Annotated in this window: 9 protein-coding genes and 1 pseudogene; all 10 read right to left on the bottom strand. The window is 65.5% G+C overall.

Translation table 11 applies throughout. The features are described 5' to 3' along the window. Positions 1 to 34 precede the first annotated feature (34 nt). The 10 genes and pseudogenes from PSH78_RS00670 to tssJ all read right to left on the bottom strand — a co-directional run bounded on the left by PSH78_RS00670 (position 35) and on the right by tssJ (position 14,803). Positions 35 to 1,762: an SUMF1/EgtB/PvdO family nonheme iron enzyme gene (locus PSH78_RS00670; protein ID WP_305497888.1), complete on the bottom strand. Its 1,728-nt coding sequence runs from the start codon at positions 1,760 to 1,762 to the stop codon at positions 35 to 37. Next, the gene (locus PSH78_RS00665) at positions 1,755 to 2,951 is read right to left on the bottom strand and encodes an FtsX-like permease family protein (protein WP_305497886.1); all 1,197 of its coding nucleotides are present in this window, start codon (positions 2,949 to 2,951) and stop codon (positions 1,755 to 1,757) included. The genes PSH78_RS00670 and PSH78_RS00665 overlap by 8 nt, the downstream gene beginning before the upstream one ends. Continuing rightward, positions 2,951 to 3,667: an ABC transporter ATP-binding protein gene (locus PSH78_RS00660; RefSeq protein WP_305501425.1), complete on the bottom strand. Its 717-nt coding sequence runs from the start codon at positions 3,665 to 3,667 to the stop codon at positions 2,951 to 2,953. The genes PSH78_RS00665 and PSH78_RS00660 overlap by 1 nt, the downstream gene beginning before the upstream one ends. Then, a complete protein-coding gene (locus tag PSH78_RS00655; protein WP_305497884.1) occupies positions 3,667 to 6,753 on the bottom strand; it encodes a serine/threonine-protein kinase in 3,087 nt (1,028 codons plus the stop codon). The genes PSH78_RS00660 and PSH78_RS00655 overlap by 1 nt, the downstream gene beginning before the upstream one ends. After that, the gene (locus PSH78_RS00650; RefSeq protein WP_305497882.1) at positions 6,750 to 7,481 is read right to left on the bottom strand and encodes a PP2C family serine/threonine-protein phosphatase; all 732 of its coding nucleotides are present in this window, start codon (positions 7,479 to 7,481) and stop codon (positions 6,750 to 6,752) included. The genes PSH78_RS00655 and PSH78_RS00650 overlap by 4 nt, the downstream gene beginning before the upstream one ends. After that, positions 7,482 to 8,135, bottom strand: a complete 654-nt coding sequence (tagF, locus tag PSH78_RS00645; protein ID WP_305497881.1) for a type VI secretion system-associated protein TagF — start codon at positions 8,133 to 8,135, stop codon at positions 7,482 to 7,484. Continuing rightward, a pseudogene (gene tssM / locus PSH78_RS00640) lies at positions 8,132 to 11,633 on the bottom strand (type VI secretion system membrane subunit TssM). Before tssM ends, tagF begins: the two are co-directional and overlap by 4 nt. Then, the gene (locus PSH78_RS00635) at positions 11,630 to 12,940 is read right to left on the bottom strand and encodes a DotU family type VI secretion system protein (protein WP_305497880.1); all 1,311 of its coding nucleotides are present in this window, start codon (positions 12,938 to 12,940) and stop codon (positions 11,630 to 11,632) included. Before PSH78_RS00635 ends, tssM begins: the two are co-directional and overlap by 4 nt. Positions 12,941 to 12,946: 6 nt before the next feature. Further along, on the bottom strand, positions 12,947 to 14,281 hold the full coding sequence (tssK, locus tag PSH78_RS00630) for a type VI secretion system baseplate subunit TssK (protein ID WP_305497879.1): 1,335 nt from the start codon (positions 14,279 to 14,281) through the stop codon (positions 12,947 to 12,949). A gap of 15 nt (positions 14,282 to 14,296) precedes the next feature. Further along, a complete protein-coding gene (tssJ, locus tag PSH78_RS00625; protein WP_305497877.1) occupies positions 14,297 to 14,803 on the bottom strand; it encodes a type VI secretion system lipoprotein TssJ in 507 nt (168 codons plus the stop codon). Positions 14,804 to 14,851 lie beyond the last annotated feature (48 nt).

Here is a 14,851-nt window from a genome sequence, read left to right as displayed (position 1 = left end):
CTGAGTCCCTTCCAAGCTCGCTGACAACGAACACTCAAGACCGCTGAGCGCTCGATGCGAGCAATTCCTTCAATATCGCCGCCGGGTCGGCTCGTTTCTGCTGACGATAATCCCCGACATGACGAACGAATAACGTTGCACGCGCCACCAGGCTCTTGCCCAGTACCGGTTTGCGCTCCAACTCTTCCTTGATGCGCTGGAACTGCGCCTGGATCACGGCATCGGTGTAGCGCGTGCCGGTTGCCAGGTTGTCGATGTAGATCGCCACTGCGCCATCCAGCGCGCTGCGGCCGTTGTCGATGGCCGTGGCGAACAACGTGGCACTGGCCTCGTCCTTGGCGTCCAGGGCCGCCTGCCGGCTGTTTTGCAGGTTGGTCAGGCGAATGTTGTAGTTGTTGATGGTCTCCGCCACCAGGGCCGAAGACTGGATCAGGTTGCCCGCCGCTTCCTCGCGCTGCTGGGCGATGAGCGAGACGTTGCGTTTGAGTTCTTCGTTGACCAGTCCCAGCTCGGCTTGCAGGCGCGGGTCGGCGCTGGCGGCGATGATGCTGTCCAGGCGCTTGGTCGGGTCTTCGGCATCGTCGATGGCATCGGTGAGGGAGGCGAGCCGGCCTTCCTTCTGCCATTGGGCGAACAATTCCTTGTAGCGCGAGCGCGGCGCCGACAACGCCCCGACGGCCACGCGAAAGCCGGTGGTTTCGTTGCTCTGTTCGGTGCCGTCGGCGGCGAACAACGGGTACTCGCGGCGCATGCCGGTAAACAACGTGCCCTCGCCTTCCAGGTAGTTGCCACCCTTGACCACAAAACCGCCATAGGCGCCCTGACGGCGGCCGGCATGTACAAGCTGGAAGGATTCCTGGACCATCTCGGCGGCGTTGCCGACCACGTCGAACAACCCGATCGGGTTCGGCAGTTTGGTGCCGATGGGCATCAGTCGCGCCGCCTGGCCGGTGCCGCCGGCGACCTGGTTGAACACCGCCCACTCGGCCAATGGCCCGTCGCTTTCGCTGCCTTCCAGGCGTCGGGGAAACAATCGCCCTTCCAGGTCCTGGCGGCTCACGGCATGCCCACCACGGGCGGCGAATTCCCATTCCACCTCGGTGGGCAGGCGCACGAAGCCCAGCCCGCCGTCTTCAGCGGAAGTACCGCGACCACTCACCGGCAACAGGTCCTTGTGGTACTTCATCAGCCAGGCGCTGTACACCGCTGAGAAGCGCTCGGCCTCGAACTTCGACAGCTTCACCTTGGGCAAGCGCCCGGCCATGCCTTGGGGCAACTCGCCCAGCAGCGCCTCGCAGGCCGGCGCCGGCTCGCCGCTGGCCAGCGATTGCGCCTGCGCCATGACCTGGGCGTACTGGCGGGCGGTGACCTCGTATTTGCCGATGAAGTACAGCATCGGCTTGAGCGGCGTCTTGGCGTCAGTCATGGGCATCAACGGCGTGATGGTCTTGTTCCAGTCCTTGGGCAAATCCTTGAGGGTGAACTGGCCGTTGATGAAGTCGCGCCGGTAGCCGGAAATGAACGACTGTTGATAGCCCGCCTCGCCTTCGCTGAACGGGTAGCCGAGGCTGATCTCGCGGTCGTCCAGGGTGCCCTGGGCGAGGATGTAGACGTAGCGGAACACCATCTGCCCCTCGCACGGCAGCGGCAGGCTGACGTCGTCGGGCAATGGCTTGGGGTTGTCCAGTTTGTCCGTGCCTTCATCAGCCCAGACCAAGCCGGCCAGGCTCAGCGCCACGGCGGCGCCCAATACCTTATACATCGCGAATTCCTTCACACGCCTGGATGCGCGCCACCCGCCAGCCGCCACAGGCCGCCGCGACGGCACTGACGCCGAGCACGGCCACCAGGGCCAAGGTGTAATGACGCATCAGCAGATGGCTGGCGTATTCGCCGGGCAGCTGCGCAAATAAATGATTCAGGCCCGACTGCGCCAGGCCATACAGGCCAGCACTCAGCAGGGCCGCAAACGTGGCGCTGTAGAGCGCCTGCAAGACCACGAACAACAATAGCGCCGCGGTGGACACACCCAACAGGCGCAACACCGACAGCTCCCGGCGCTTGCGCTCGACGGCCGCCAGGGCACCGGCAAAAATCGCCGCGAACGCACCGGCGAGTGCCAAGCCGGCGATGATCCAGAACACGATCGACAGGTTGCGGCTCAACGATTGCACTTGTGCGATGGTCTGGGCCTGGGTCGACACCAGCAGGTTCTGCCCGGCGAAGTACTGGCGCAGCGGCTCGACATCGCCAAGGCTGCGGGCATACAAACGAAACGCCGGATACACCCGCTGCCCGGCCTCGCCCAGCGCATCGCCAGGCCAGCCGAAAGCGGGCACGGCACGGCCGTCGCGGTAATCCTCGGCCGCCTCGAGCAATGCCAGTGGCGCGAACAAACCATCCCGGGCGAAGGCCTCCAGCGGCAGCACCTGCAGCACCTGCACCCGTGTGCGCTGCGCCTCGCTGCGACCGGCCACCTGCCGGCCGAAACTGGCCTGCAACCAATCGCCAGCCCTGGCGCCAAGTTTTTCCGCGGCGGTCTGGCTGAGCACCACTTGCTCCAGGCCTTGCGGCACCGGCAGTTGGTCGAACAGCGGATCGCCCATCGCGGTGGGAATCATTTCGACCGTGACCGCCGAAGCCTCTTTGCTCAGGTCCGCCGTGGCTGCGATCTGCCGGGTACGTGGCAAGGCGAAGGCGACGTCGCTGCGCTGCCCCAGTTGTTCGACGAATCGAGCGCTGAAACGGCCACCTCCCAAGGGGATGATTTCCCGGGTCGCCGGGTCACGCTCCAGGCGCTCGGTCAGACTGCTGACCAGGCCGAACTTCAGGCCGAACAACACCAGCAACGGCGCCACCACGGCGACCAGTGCCAGCACCGAACAGGCCGACAGCCAGGCGTCGTTGCGATAATCCTGCCAGGCCAGGGAAGCCACCAGCGCGCCGCGCATCAGCAAGCCTCCCCAAGGGTGGCGGTGACGCCGCCGTCCGTGTCGCGACGGCAGCTGATGCGCCGCACCTGCAAGCCGCTGGCGCGGGCCAGCGCCTCGTCATGGGTGGCAACGACGCAGCACACACCCTGCTCACGGGCCTGGGACACCAGCAACTGCATGACGCGCTCGGCATTCAACGGGTCCAGCGCGGCGGTCGGCTCATCGGCCAATAGCAGGCGCGGGCCATGGGCCAAAGCGCGGGCGCAACTGACCCGCTGGCGCTGACCCACGGACAGGTCCGTCGGTTTCTTGTCCAGTTGATCGGCGATGTCCAGTTGTCCAGCCAGGCGCGTCACGCTGCCGTCATCCTTCAAGCCCAGCAATTTGCGCGACAACGCGATGTTGCCGCGCACGTCCAGGAAGCCCAGCAGGCCTCCGGTTTGCAGAACATAGCCCAGGTGACGGCTGCGCAGCTCGGCCAAGGTGTCCTGTTGCGACGCACGCCACAGTTTGGCGATGTCCAGTGGCGTATTGGCGGGCGTGAAGTCGAATTGCCCGGCCTGATCCGGCGCCAGCACCAGGGCGAGCAAGTCCAGCAAGGTACTCTTGCCGCAGCCGCTGGGGCCGACCACCGCCAGCTGTTCACCGCCACGCAGTTGCAGCCGTGGAATCACCAGGCTGTAGCGCTGGCTGCCGGTGCCCCGGCTTTTGTGCACGGCGTTCAGGTTCAGCATCACGGCAGCGTCGACAACGGAACGCGGTACAAGGCATCGCCCGGCTCGGCATCGCCGAAACGCACCCAGTTGGCGAGATCGTTGTGGAAGGTTTCGTAGAGACGGATCTTCGACTCCAGCTCGTCGATGAAATCTTCCTGCTCGGCCACGCTCAAGGACAGCCACAGGTCCTGGGTCATGTTCAGCGATTTGCTGCGATACGGCAGCCCTTCCAGGTACTCGCCGAGGATGCCGCCGGTGGCGAGGTTGCCGCCCTTGCGCAGGGCCGACGGGTCGCGGCTCATGTAGGCGCTGGCACTGGCGATTTCCTGGAAGAAATCCTTGGGCGAACTTTGGGTCTTGCGGGCCGCGTCGACGATCAGCTTCAGCGATTGCTGCAGGTCGTTGAGCTGCAGCTTGGTCAGCATCACGCAGACCTGGAATGCCGGCAGGGCCGGGTTGGTCAGGTCGCGGTCGGCGGTCCAGGCGCTGACCAGTTGCGGCGCCTGGCTGGCGCTCTTGCGGCCGAGGAAATCCATGTGCATGGCGTAGCCGACTGCCGCCGATTTGTCCGCCAGGCTTGGCGCGGCGCTGAGCAGCGGCACGCTTTGCGGCTTGTTGCTGCGCACCTGGTGCACGAGATCGGCGAACACCGAACCGATCTCGTCGACCCGCTCGCCGAACTTGCGCACGTCAGCGCCCGGCACCGGGATGTACAGGTCGCCGATCTGCGGGTTGGCGTCGGCGGTCAGGGTGCGGTATTGGGTCTGGGCGCCGGCATGGGTTTTCTTGCCGGCGTCGCTGAGCAGGTGCAGGGCGTAGATCTTGATCTGCTTGCCCAACGCGGCCTGGCGCACTTCGGCCTCGTTCATCTGCGTCGCGGCAAACGGGTCGTTCTTGCGCAGGGCACCGGCATCGGTTACCAGCAGGATCAGGCGCCCGCCGTAACCGGACCAGTCCATGCCCTCCACGGCTTCCATGACCCCGGCAAACGCATCCTCGTTGAACGAATGGCTCGACACGGTAGACGCCTTGACCTGCCGCGCCATCTCCAGGAAGCGTTGCGGGTCGCGACCCTGCTCCAGCGTGATCAGAGTCTTGGCGGTGTACTCCAGGCCCGGGGTTTTCTTGATGCTGCTGCGAAAACCGACCATGCCGAAGCTGACGCTGTCCAACTCGCCACGTTCGCCGATGCGAGTCTGCAACTGATGCACCACGTCGCGGACCTGATCGATATAGGGCTGCATGGACACGGTGGTGTCCACCACCAGCACCACGGCGGTACGGAATGCGTCGGCGTTAGCGGTGGTGACCGGCGTGTTGGTCGCGGCCTTTTGCGTGTTGCCGGGGTCGATGGAGGCGACGTTCAACAACTGCACCGGCTGGCCGTTGTCGTCGAAGCTTTCGCGCGAATCGAAGATCGGCAACAGGTAGAACTGGTTTTGCGGCACGGCGCTGGCAGCCGGTTCCAGGGCCAGGACCTGCTGGTTGTCCTGGGGGCTTTGTTGGGCCTTGAGCAACGCATTTTTCGCGGCCGAAGGGTTCGCCAGGAGCTTTTCCACTTCGCCGGGCTGGCGCAGGAACATCACCGGCGCACGGCCGGAGCGTTCGGTGAACTTGAGCACCAGGCTCTGCTTCCAGTCGCTGACCTGGGCGGCAGGCAACCAGCCGTCGCTGCGCCCGTCGGTGGCCGCGCCGACCCGCACCCAGGCGCTGCCATCCACGTCCTTGCGCTGATACACATACAGCACCGAGAGCGCCGGCAGCGACTTGCCCGCTGCGGCGCCCGGCGCGTCGGCGAGTTTCGCCCCCGGCTTGCTGAGCACACGCTGGAACAGGGTTTTCTTGCCGGCCATCAGCAATGGTCGCTGGCCGCCATCGGCCTCGGTCGCCACGGGCGGCTGTGCCGGAGGGGCCACGGGTGGCTTGACCGCCGGCACTTCCGGGACCTTCGGTGGCTTCACTTCCGGTGGCTTGACCGAGGTGGTCGTAGTCACTGGCGTCTTCACTTGTTTGCCATCGTCACCGGCCAACCACCAATAACCTGCGCCGCCCAAGGCCAGCGCCACGGCGACCGCAACGGCGGCCAGGGCGAACACCGGTTTCTTGCGCTGCTCCGACCCCGTCGACTGAGGCGTCGGTTGTACCGGCGGCGGGACCGGCTTGGGCTGCGGTTGTGCGTAAGCCGGGCCACTGGGAATGTCGATGGACATGGGCGTCAAGCCCGCCAAGTCATCCACCGGAGGCGGCGCGACAGGCAGTTCAAACGACAACGGCCGGATCAGCGTCGCTTCCGACGATTCCTCTGGCAAGTTATCCAATGCCCGCAACAACGCCGCCGCATCGGCGAAACGCTCCGCCGGATCCTTCGCCAGCAGCTTGCGCAGCACTTCCTGGTAACGACCGTGGTGCACCGGCAATTCCGGCAGCGGTTCGGTCAGGTGGGCCAGGGCCGTGGACAGCGCGTCGTTGCCGATATACGGCAGCTTGCCGACGAGGATCTCGTAGAGCACCACGCCCAGGGCGTACAGGTCGGCGCGGCCATCGATGTCTTGCCCACGGGCTTGCTCAGGGCTCATGTAGCTCGGTGTGCCGACGGCAAACCCGGCTTGGGTGAACTGGGTGCGATCGTCCAGGGACTTGGCGATGCCGAAGTCCGACAGTACCGCCGTGCCATCGGCGCGAAACAGGATGTTGGCCGGCTTGACGTCACGGTGCACCAGGCCCAGGCCGTGGGCGTAACCCAGGGCCGAAGCGATCTGGCGGATGTAGGTCAGGCCCTGCTCCGGCGTCAGGCCCGCGGCGATGCGTTCCTTGAGCGTGCCGTTGGGCAGGTATTCCATCGCCATGTAGTACAGCTCACCGACATTGCCGATGTCATGGATGGTGACGGTGTGCGGGTGCGACAGGCGCGCCAGGGTCTTGCCCTCGCGCAAGAAGCGCTCGCAGAAAGTCGGGTCGGCCGCGAGCGCCGCGGCCATGACTTTCAACGCGACCTTGCGCTCAAGCGAACGCTGGGTCGCCAGGTACACGCTGGCCATCGCGCCTTCGCCGATCTCGCCGTCGATGTCGTAGCCAGGGATGACAATATTCAGCGGCAAGCTCATGACGGCACCTTCACAACGACCACGGTGATATTGTCCGGCGCGCCGCGCATCAGGCCCAGGGACACCAGGCTGCTGGCGATTTCGCCGGGCTCGTCGTGGCTCAGGACTTCTCGGATTTCTTCGTCCTCGACGGTCTTGGTCAGGCCGTCGCTGCACAGCAGGTAGCTGTCGCCGGGCACCAGCAGCAGCTCGGTCATCGCCAGGTTCAATTGCGCCTCGACGCCGATGGCGCGGGTGACAATGTTGGCCCGCGGATGCACGCGGGCTTCGGCCTCGCTGAGCAGGCCGCTGTCCTGCAGATCCTGGACGTAGCTGTGGTCGCGCGAGATGCCTTCCAGCACGCCGTCGCGCAAGCGGTACAAGCGGCTATCACCAGCCCACAGGCACATGCCGCGCAGGTCGCGCGTGGCCAGCACCACCACGGTGCTGCCCATCATGGTCACGCCACGGTTGGCGGTTTCTTCGCGCACGGCGGCGTTGACCCGCAGCAGGTCGCTTTGCAGCGCCGCGATGTATTCGTCCAGGGAACGGCCCAGCGCAATGCTACGCAGGCTGTCGACAATCAGGCTGCTGACGTAGTCGCCCGCCGCGTGCCCGCCCATGCCGTCGGCGACCACCCACAAACCGTTTTCCGGCAGGTCCAGGCAGGCGTCCTCGTTGACCTGGCGGACCATGCCGACATGGCTTTTGCTTGCAGACTTGAAGGCTTTTCCAGCACTTGGACGCATCTACACAACACCTTCTTGGCCGAGCAAAAATTGCGCAAAATCAGCGGCGGCCGGCAGTCCCTGGCACCGCATCAAACCGGGCGCGATGCGCTCCGAACCCTGGCCCCACCACAGGCTGACGCCTTCGCAAGCGGACTCGGCGAGGGCGCTCATTCGCCGCTGCGAATCGGTGGCATCGAAGCGATGCAGGCTGGCGAAGCGACTGCTTGGGGTGCGCGGCAGGTACATCGGGCCATCCAGGGTTTCCAGCTCCGCGTTGAAGGCTTCGAAACTGGCCTCCACGTTCAGTGTGCTCAACAGCAGGTTCTCGACCCGCTCGAACCAGTCGTCCGTGCCGCCGACCACCGAGGCCGGGTCGGCATCCGGGTCGAGCAACGCTGCAACGGTCAACGGGAAATACCGGCCGACCCGGTCGATGCTTGGCATCACCACGCCAACCGCAGCGTCCGGCCCGCACACGCCGGGCGCGACCATGAAGCGCCACAGCGGGCTGACCAGATAGGCATCCAGCCAACGCTCGCCGAGGCTGGCCTGGCTGGCGAGCAAACCCGCCGCCAGCCACGAGTCCCAAGGGCCAATAAAACTCTGCGGCAAGCCACGGCTGACGAAGTCCCCCCGGCTGGCCAATTTTCCATAGAAACCCGCTGTACTCATAAACGCTCCGGCAGGCTGAAGCCACTGAGTACCCGGCTCTTGAACGGGTTGAAGGCGCTGTTGGCCCGCAACTCGTAAGAGGCGCTGGCGCCATCGACCCGCAGCCGCAGGTTGAAGCGATCCGGCGAGTTGCCGGCGGTCAGGTCTGACTGCTCCAGCAATCGGAACCAGGCCCATGGCCCATCCAAGGTGATGCCGGAACGACCGCTGGACGAGGGCGGCATGATCGAGATGCGCACCACGCCGATGCTGCCCGGGTTCGGCCATTGCATGGCGGTCGGCCGGCTCGGGCCGTGGTCGTAGCTCAACTGCTGGCCGTCGAGGTCGAGCAGGAATTGGGTGATGGTCGAATCCATCGCCACCGGCTTGAGCTCGAAGCGCACCATCGGCTGCGTGCCGCCGGAACGGAAGAACGCATCGCGAATGGTCGCCGCGCGCTGGAAGGTTTGCAGCACACCAGGGGCGATGCCGAGCTTCTGCGCGGCGCCCGGCTGCCAACGCCAGGTCGGAGCCGAGGTATCGACGTAGGGTTGCAGGTACTTGCGGAAGTAGTTGTCCATCACCCCGCCGACGCCGAAGAACTGGCCGAAGTCATCGAGGGTCGCGTCCCGCGCGCTGCCCGGGGACATCGGATAACGCCCGGCCAGGGATTGGCGGTAGATATTCACCACTTCGCTGGTCCAGGCAGCATTCAATTGATTGCGTACGCCGCCCATCATGGTGTTGGTGGTGGAGTTGACCACCGACTTGACCAGACCCTGCACCAGCGGCGGCTGGCGTTCGGCGTTGAGGCTGACGCGGGTGGCGGCGGCCGACGCCTGGTTCTTCGCTTCGCCGAGCAAGGCGTCGCCGCTGGCGCCGACCATGGCGCTGACCTGCACATACAGGGCGTTCATGTCGGACAGCAGGCCGTCGATGGCCGCCGGTTCGCCTTCGCTCCTTGCTGACGATGCTGTTGAGCTCGGCGAAGTGCGCGGTGATCGGGTCATCGCTGGTTTGCGGCGCGTTTGGCGTTGCCTGCTCCTGGCCGAGCAAGCTGCCGAGGCGCTCCTTGAGCTTGTCCACGCCGTCGCCCGCCGGTATGCCTTGGGCGGCGAGCAGGCGTTCGTCCTGTTGCAGGTCGGTTTCCTTCGCCACCGCCACCAGCAGCTTTTTCAGCGGCGAGGTCGGCCCGGAAAGCACCCGCAGCACATCGGCGGCCTGGGCCACGCTGGTGATCGGCACAAAGTCGATGTCGGCCAGCAAGGCGTCCCACTGGCGCTGGTAATCCTGGAAGTACAGGCGCCGCACATCGGCGGCGAGGCTGGCGACGTTCTGCTGGTCGGCCTGCTCAAAGCCCAGCACCCATTGCTCTTCAGCGAGGGTGCCGGTCTGGCTCAGGCTGGAGAGCAAGAAGCCCTGACGGTAACCCTTGACCGTGAAGAAGCCGCTCAGCGGCTCGCCCAACGGCTTGCCGCTCTTGCGGCTGAACACCAGCGCGGCGTCACGCCCGGCGGCCTCGTTGATGCGGAAGTCGGGGATGCCGTCGGGCAGTTTCTGCCGTTTGATGCGGTCGTAGACGCGCTGGGCCACCGGCAGTTGTTGCAGTTGGCGGCGCAGGTCCTCGATCAGGCGTGGGTCCAGGCGCGCGGTTGGCGGACGCCGCTCGAACAGCGCCTGCAGGTGCCCGGTCAAAGCCTGACGCTGTTCGGCCGGCAGGTCGCGCGGCAGGCTGCGATCCCAATCGAGGGCGATCCAGGCCTTGATGAAGTCGGCGTCGTAATGCTCGTTGTCGGCGAGCATCAGGTAGGCCTTCAGCCCCTCGTAGAGGAAGTCCGAATTGCCGCCGCCGTGCAGTTGCTCTTCGATGCGCGTCAGCAGGCGCGGCGCGAACACCGCGATCAGCAGCTTGCGATAGACGCTACTGGACTCGGCTTCGAGCATGTCGCCCTGGTACAGGCCCAAGCCTTCGGCCCAGTCCGGGGCATCGTCGGCCAGATGCTTCACGGCATTGAGCAGCGGCAATACCGCGAGTACGTCGCGCTGGGCCGGGCTGAGGTTCTGCACGGTCTGGCCCAGCGGCGCGACTTTCTGGTCGACCTGAGCGATATAGGCCTGGTTGGCGCGGTAGCTGACCCACCACAACGTGCCGACCACCAGCACCACCAGTACGGTAGACGCCAGCACGCCGCGGGCGATCCACTTGCGCCGGCGCTCGACTTTCGGGTCCACCCCCACCAGCCCACGCTCGGCGAAGGCCACGGCGGTGAAGAGTTTTTCGATGAAATAACTGCGCCCGGTGCCGGTCTGGCGCGCCAGGTGCTGGCGGTCCAGGTTCATGCTCTGGGCCATCGAGCCGATCAGGCGATCGATCGGGCTGCCTTCCTGGGTGCCGCTGGTGAAATACACGCCGCGCAGCAACACACGCTCCTCGAACGCATTGGGTTTGAACACGCCGTCGAGGAAACTTTGCAGGCAATCCTTCAATGCACCGAACTGCTGCGGGAAACCGTAGATCAGGTCGCGTCGCGCCGGGTCGCGCTCTTGTTGCAAGCGCTCGACCAGGCGATCGTTGAGGCGCTGCTCGAGCAGGGCGAATTCACTCTGCAGGTGCGCCAGCGGGCTGTCGTTGCTCTTGCCATCGTCCAGGTTGAAAGTCATGCCCCAGACCTGGGCGCGCTCTTCCTTGCTCAGGTTGTCGAAGTACTCCATGAACCCCGGCACCAGGTCGAGCTTGGTGAGCATCAGGTACACCGGGAAACGCACGCCCAGCTGCGTGTACAACTCCTGGATCCGCAGGCGGATTGCCGCCGCGTGGGCGGCACGTTCGGCGTCGCTGCCCAACAGCAGGTCCGAGAGGCTGATGGCGATGAAGGCGCCATCGATCGGGCGTCGTGCCCGCTGTTTTTTCAGCAGGCCGAGGAAGCCCAGCCACGCGGCCTTATCCACGGTCGCGTCGCTGTCCTGGGTGGTGTAGCGACCGGCGGTGTCGAGCAACACCGCCTCGTCGGTAAACCACCAGTCGCAGTTACGCGTGCCACCGACACCGCGCACCGCGCCGGCGCCCAATTGCGCCGCCAGCGGGAAATGCAGCCCGGAGTTGACCAGCGCAGTGGTCTTGCCCGAGCCCGGTGGGCCGATGATCACGTACCACGGCAACTCGTAGAGGTTACGGCGCTCGTCACCACCGAGCTTGGCTTTCTTGAGCAGGGCCAGGGCCTCGTCCATGCGCTGGCGCAGGGTTTCGAGCTCTTCGGCGGTGGCGATGCTGGTCGGGTCCGGCGGAGTCTGCGCAGCCAGGCTGCGCATGACTTCGGCGGCCTGCCGGCGGGCCTGGATGATGCGGAACAGGCGATAGGCGATCCATACCGCAAACACCAGGATGATCAGCGCCCAGCGGCGCCCTTCAGGCACCAGCCAATCGAGCAGCGGGCCGACGAACCAGATGATCAGGCTCAGGGCGATCAGCCCCAGCAACGGGATGACCCAACGGGTCATGAAACTGAAAAACGCCTTCACTCGACCCCCTCCGCCAATACTGTGATTTCAACCCGACGATTGCGCGCACGCCCCTCGGTCGTGGCGTTGGACGCCAACGGCTCGGTGTCGCTGCGGCCTTCGGCACTGAAGCGCTCGGGCTGGCCGGTCTTGGCCGAAAGAATGTCCAGCACCGACCTGGCCCGTGCTTCGGACAAGGCCCAGTTGGACGGAAACCGCAAGGTGGCGATCGGGCGATTGTCGCTGTGGCCGGTCACCAGCACCTGGCCCTTGACCTTGCGCACCGCATCGGCGATGCGCAGCATCAACGGCTGGAAGTCATCCTTGATGCTGGCGCTGCCGGAGGCGAACAGTTCATCGCCACGGATGGTCACTACCGAGCGGTCGACGGCGTCTTCCACAGCAATCCGGCCGGCCCTGATTTCATCGGCGAGGAACCCGGCCAGGCGTGGACGTTCGATCACTTTCGGCTGGACCACCGGACGGTCGATGGTCTGCACCGGGATTTCGCCGAGGAAATGAATATTCTTGAACACCGGCTCGGCATCAGCGGCCAGCTTCATGCGCAGGCCGAACAGCAACGCCAGCAACAGGGCGACGCCAATGGCCACGGCGATCCATGGCGGCATGAACTGCGCCAGGCGATCGCGGGCCACGGTGACCCCACGCCAGTGCGGCGACAGCTCGCGTTCGTAGTCGCCACGGGCGCTGCGGATGACCGCTGCGGTGCGTTCGCGCAGCGCTTCCAGTTGGCTGCGACCGTCGTTCATGACCCGATAGCGCCCTTCGAAACCCAGGCACATGCACAGGTACAAAAGCTCCAGCAGGTACAGACGCTCGCGCGGGCTTTGCAGGCAGTGCTCCAGCAGCTGGAAGACTTTTTCGCCGCCCCAGGCTTCGTTGTGCACGGTGATCAACAGGCTCTGCTTGCCCCAGTCGCTGGTGCCGCCCCAAGGCGTGCTCAGCACTGCCTCATCCAGCGCGGTGCACAAGGCGTAGCGGGCCAGCAAGACGTCGTTGCGCACCACGCCGGCGGCTTCGGCGCGCTCTTCGAACTGGCGCAGGTAGGCCAGCAATTGGGCGCGCAAACTGGCCGGCGCCGGGTGGGCGATGGTGCTGCGCAAGCGCGTCAGCAGGGCCAACAGCGGGCCGGCGGCGCTCTCCAGCGGGTTGAGGCCCTGGGCCTTGCCGGTCAGCAGCGGTGCGGCCGGCATCGACAGCGGCGCCGCCGCGGGTGTCGGTTGCGGGCGCCCCGGGTCCGGGCGGAAAGGGTCCGCGCCACGGCCACCGGGGGTCGGCATGAACTGGGTACGATCGTCGTTGCTCATCGCGGTTTATCCTCGGATCGCCCAGAAAGCCAGGTTCAGCCCCGGGAACTGGCCGGCGATGTGGAACGCAAAGCCGCCGGAGTTGCTCAACTGCTGCCAGTGATCGCTGCCCCGGTCCAACTCGTAATAGGTGGATCCGGCGTGGTACGGAAGCTGGCGTGGCGCCACCGGCAACGGCAGCAGGCCAATGCCTGGCAGTTGCAGGTTGACCAGGTCGCGAATGTGCTCTACCGAGCCGACTTTGCTCTGCTGGCCGAAGCGGCCGCGCAGGGTTTCGGCGGGAACGTCGGCGCGCACCACGAGAATGAAACTGGCGCTGTCGAGCAGGGTCTTGTCGGCCAGCATCGCTACATGGATGCCGTAGGCTTTCTCGACAATCGGAATCGGCGTGGCCTTGCTGTCGATGAGCATCGACAGCGCCTCGCGCAGAGCCTGCATCACCGGCGTGAAACTCAGCACCAGGTCATCGTGCTGGTACTGCGGATATTCCTGCGGACGGCGGCCGGATGCGGTAAAGGTCGAGAACTCCCCGGCCAGGCTCACCAGCTCGCTGTAGAAACGCTCGGGATGCAGCGGACTCAACTGGCTCAGGTGCTGGATCAGCGGCTGGGCCCGGTTGACCAGTTGCAGCAGCATGAAATCGGCGATCTCCGAGGCCCCACCAGCGCCGGAAGCCACGACCCGTCCGGCCAGGGCTTCGCCACGCTGGTGCAACAGGCCCAGCAGCTCACTGCGAAACGCTGCCAGGGACTTCGAAGCCGCTACGTCCAGCAGCGGCGGGATGTAATTTTCATCCAGCACCAGGGCCCGGTCGGCACGTTTTTCCTTGATGCGCACCACGCCAATCGCGGCGTAATCACCAATGCCATCCTGGGCGGTCAGCAAGCGCAGCGCCCGGGAACCCACGGCCACCGGTGCGCGGTTTTCGAACGGCGCATTGTCATCACGTACTTCGCAGACCTGGCTCACGTAGCGCGCGGCGCCCAAGGGCTCACCTTCGTCCACCGTGTCGCGGGCGCCGGCGCGCTTGAGCGGCAGGGCCAGGTACACCAGGCCGTCACGCAGGTTGTCGTCGACGTTCAACGGAGTCGGCGCAACGTCGTCCTGGGGAATATTGAAAGGCGTGCCGTCGGGCAGCAGGCCCTTGGCCGAAATGATCGCCAGCTTGCCCTGGGCCAGCAGGCCCTGATCGATCAGCAATTCGGAAAAACCCCACGCGCCCGCCGACAGCGGACGGCTGCGGGAATCGATGAGGTTTTCCAGGTAACGGTCATGCTGCTGGAAGTGCTGCGTTCCAATGAACATGCCTTCCGACCAGACCACGCGATTGTTCCAGGACATGGGGGCTCCGATTGCTTATTGGGCAGGGCTGGATGGGGGGACGACGACGGCGCTGCGCACGGCACGCACATCGAGGCTGATCTGGTATTCGGTGTATTGGCGCGCCGGGACATTCATCACCGTGCGCCACAGCGACTGGTCCAGCTCGCGATAGCCCACCAGGATTCCGATGTGCCGGGTGGCCGGGTCGAGATCGCGTTGCAGGCTCAGTTGCTGGTCTGGCTGGATCAGCACCTCGTCCTGGTCGATCAGGTCAGCCCCCAATGTCGCCTGCGCCCGTTCGGCCAGGGCGAAATAGTCGGCGCGGGCAAAAGTGGCGGCGTTCTTCAATTCGAAAATGCGCACCCGTACCGGCGCCGGCTGGCCGCTGGCGCCGGGGTTGAGCCCGGCGATGGCGTGGAAGTGCAACTCGACGGCGGCGGTGTCGGCTTCAGCCTCTTCGGGCTGGGGAGCGGCCGCATCCTTGGCGCACGCCGTCAGCAGAAGTGCTGTGGCGACTGCGAGTAAAAACCTGGAAATCATCCTGCGTCCTCAATGACGTTTGAGCTATCCGTTGTGTGCTTGAAAAGT

It is taken from the genome of Pseudomonas sp. FP198 (genome assembly GCF_030687895.1).
Classification (GTDB): Bacteria; Pseudomonadota; Gammaproteobacteria; order Pseudomonadales; family Pseudomonadaceae; genus Aquipseudomonas.
The sequence above is the reverse complement of the archived record's forward strand: the minus strand, read 5'-3'. Positions and strand labels throughout refer to the sequence as shown.

Coding starts and splice junctions, on each gene's coding strand:
- PSH78_RS00660 (WP_305501425.1), bottom strand. CDS start 3,667: ATGCTGAACCTGAACGCCGTGCACAAAAGCCGGGGCACCGGCAGCCAG.
- tagF (WP_305497881.1), bottom strand. CDS start 8,135: ATGAGTACAGCGGGTTTCTATGGAAAATTGGCCAGCCGGGGGGACTTC.
- PSH78_RS00665 (WP_305497886.1), bottom strand. CDS start 2,951: ATGCGCGGCGCGCTGGTGGCTTCCCTGGCCTGGCAGGATTATCGCAAC.
- PSH78_RS00670 (WP_305497888.1), bottom strand. CDS start 1,762: ATGTATAAGGTATTGGGCGCCGCCGTGGCGCTGAGCCTGGCCGGCTTG.
- tssJ (WP_305497877.1), bottom strand. CDS start 14,803: ATGATTTCCAGGTTTTTACTCGCAGTCGCCACAGCACTTCTGCTGACG.
- tssK (WP_305497879.1), bottom strand. CDS start 14,281: ATGTCCTGGAACAATCGCGTGGTCTGGTCGGAAGGCATGTTCATTGGA.
- PSH78_RS00635 (WP_305497880.1), bottom strand. CDS start 12,940: ATGAGCAACGACGATCGTACCCAGTTCATGCCGACCCCCGGTGGCCGT.
- PSH78_RS00650 (WP_305497882.1), bottom strand. CDS start 7,481: ATGCGTCCAAGTGCTGGAAAAGCCTTCAAGTCTGCAAGCAAAAGCCAT.
- PSH78_RS00655 (WP_305497884.1), bottom strand. CDS start 6,753: ATGAGCTTGCCGCTGAATATTGTCATCCCTGGCTACGACATCGACGGC.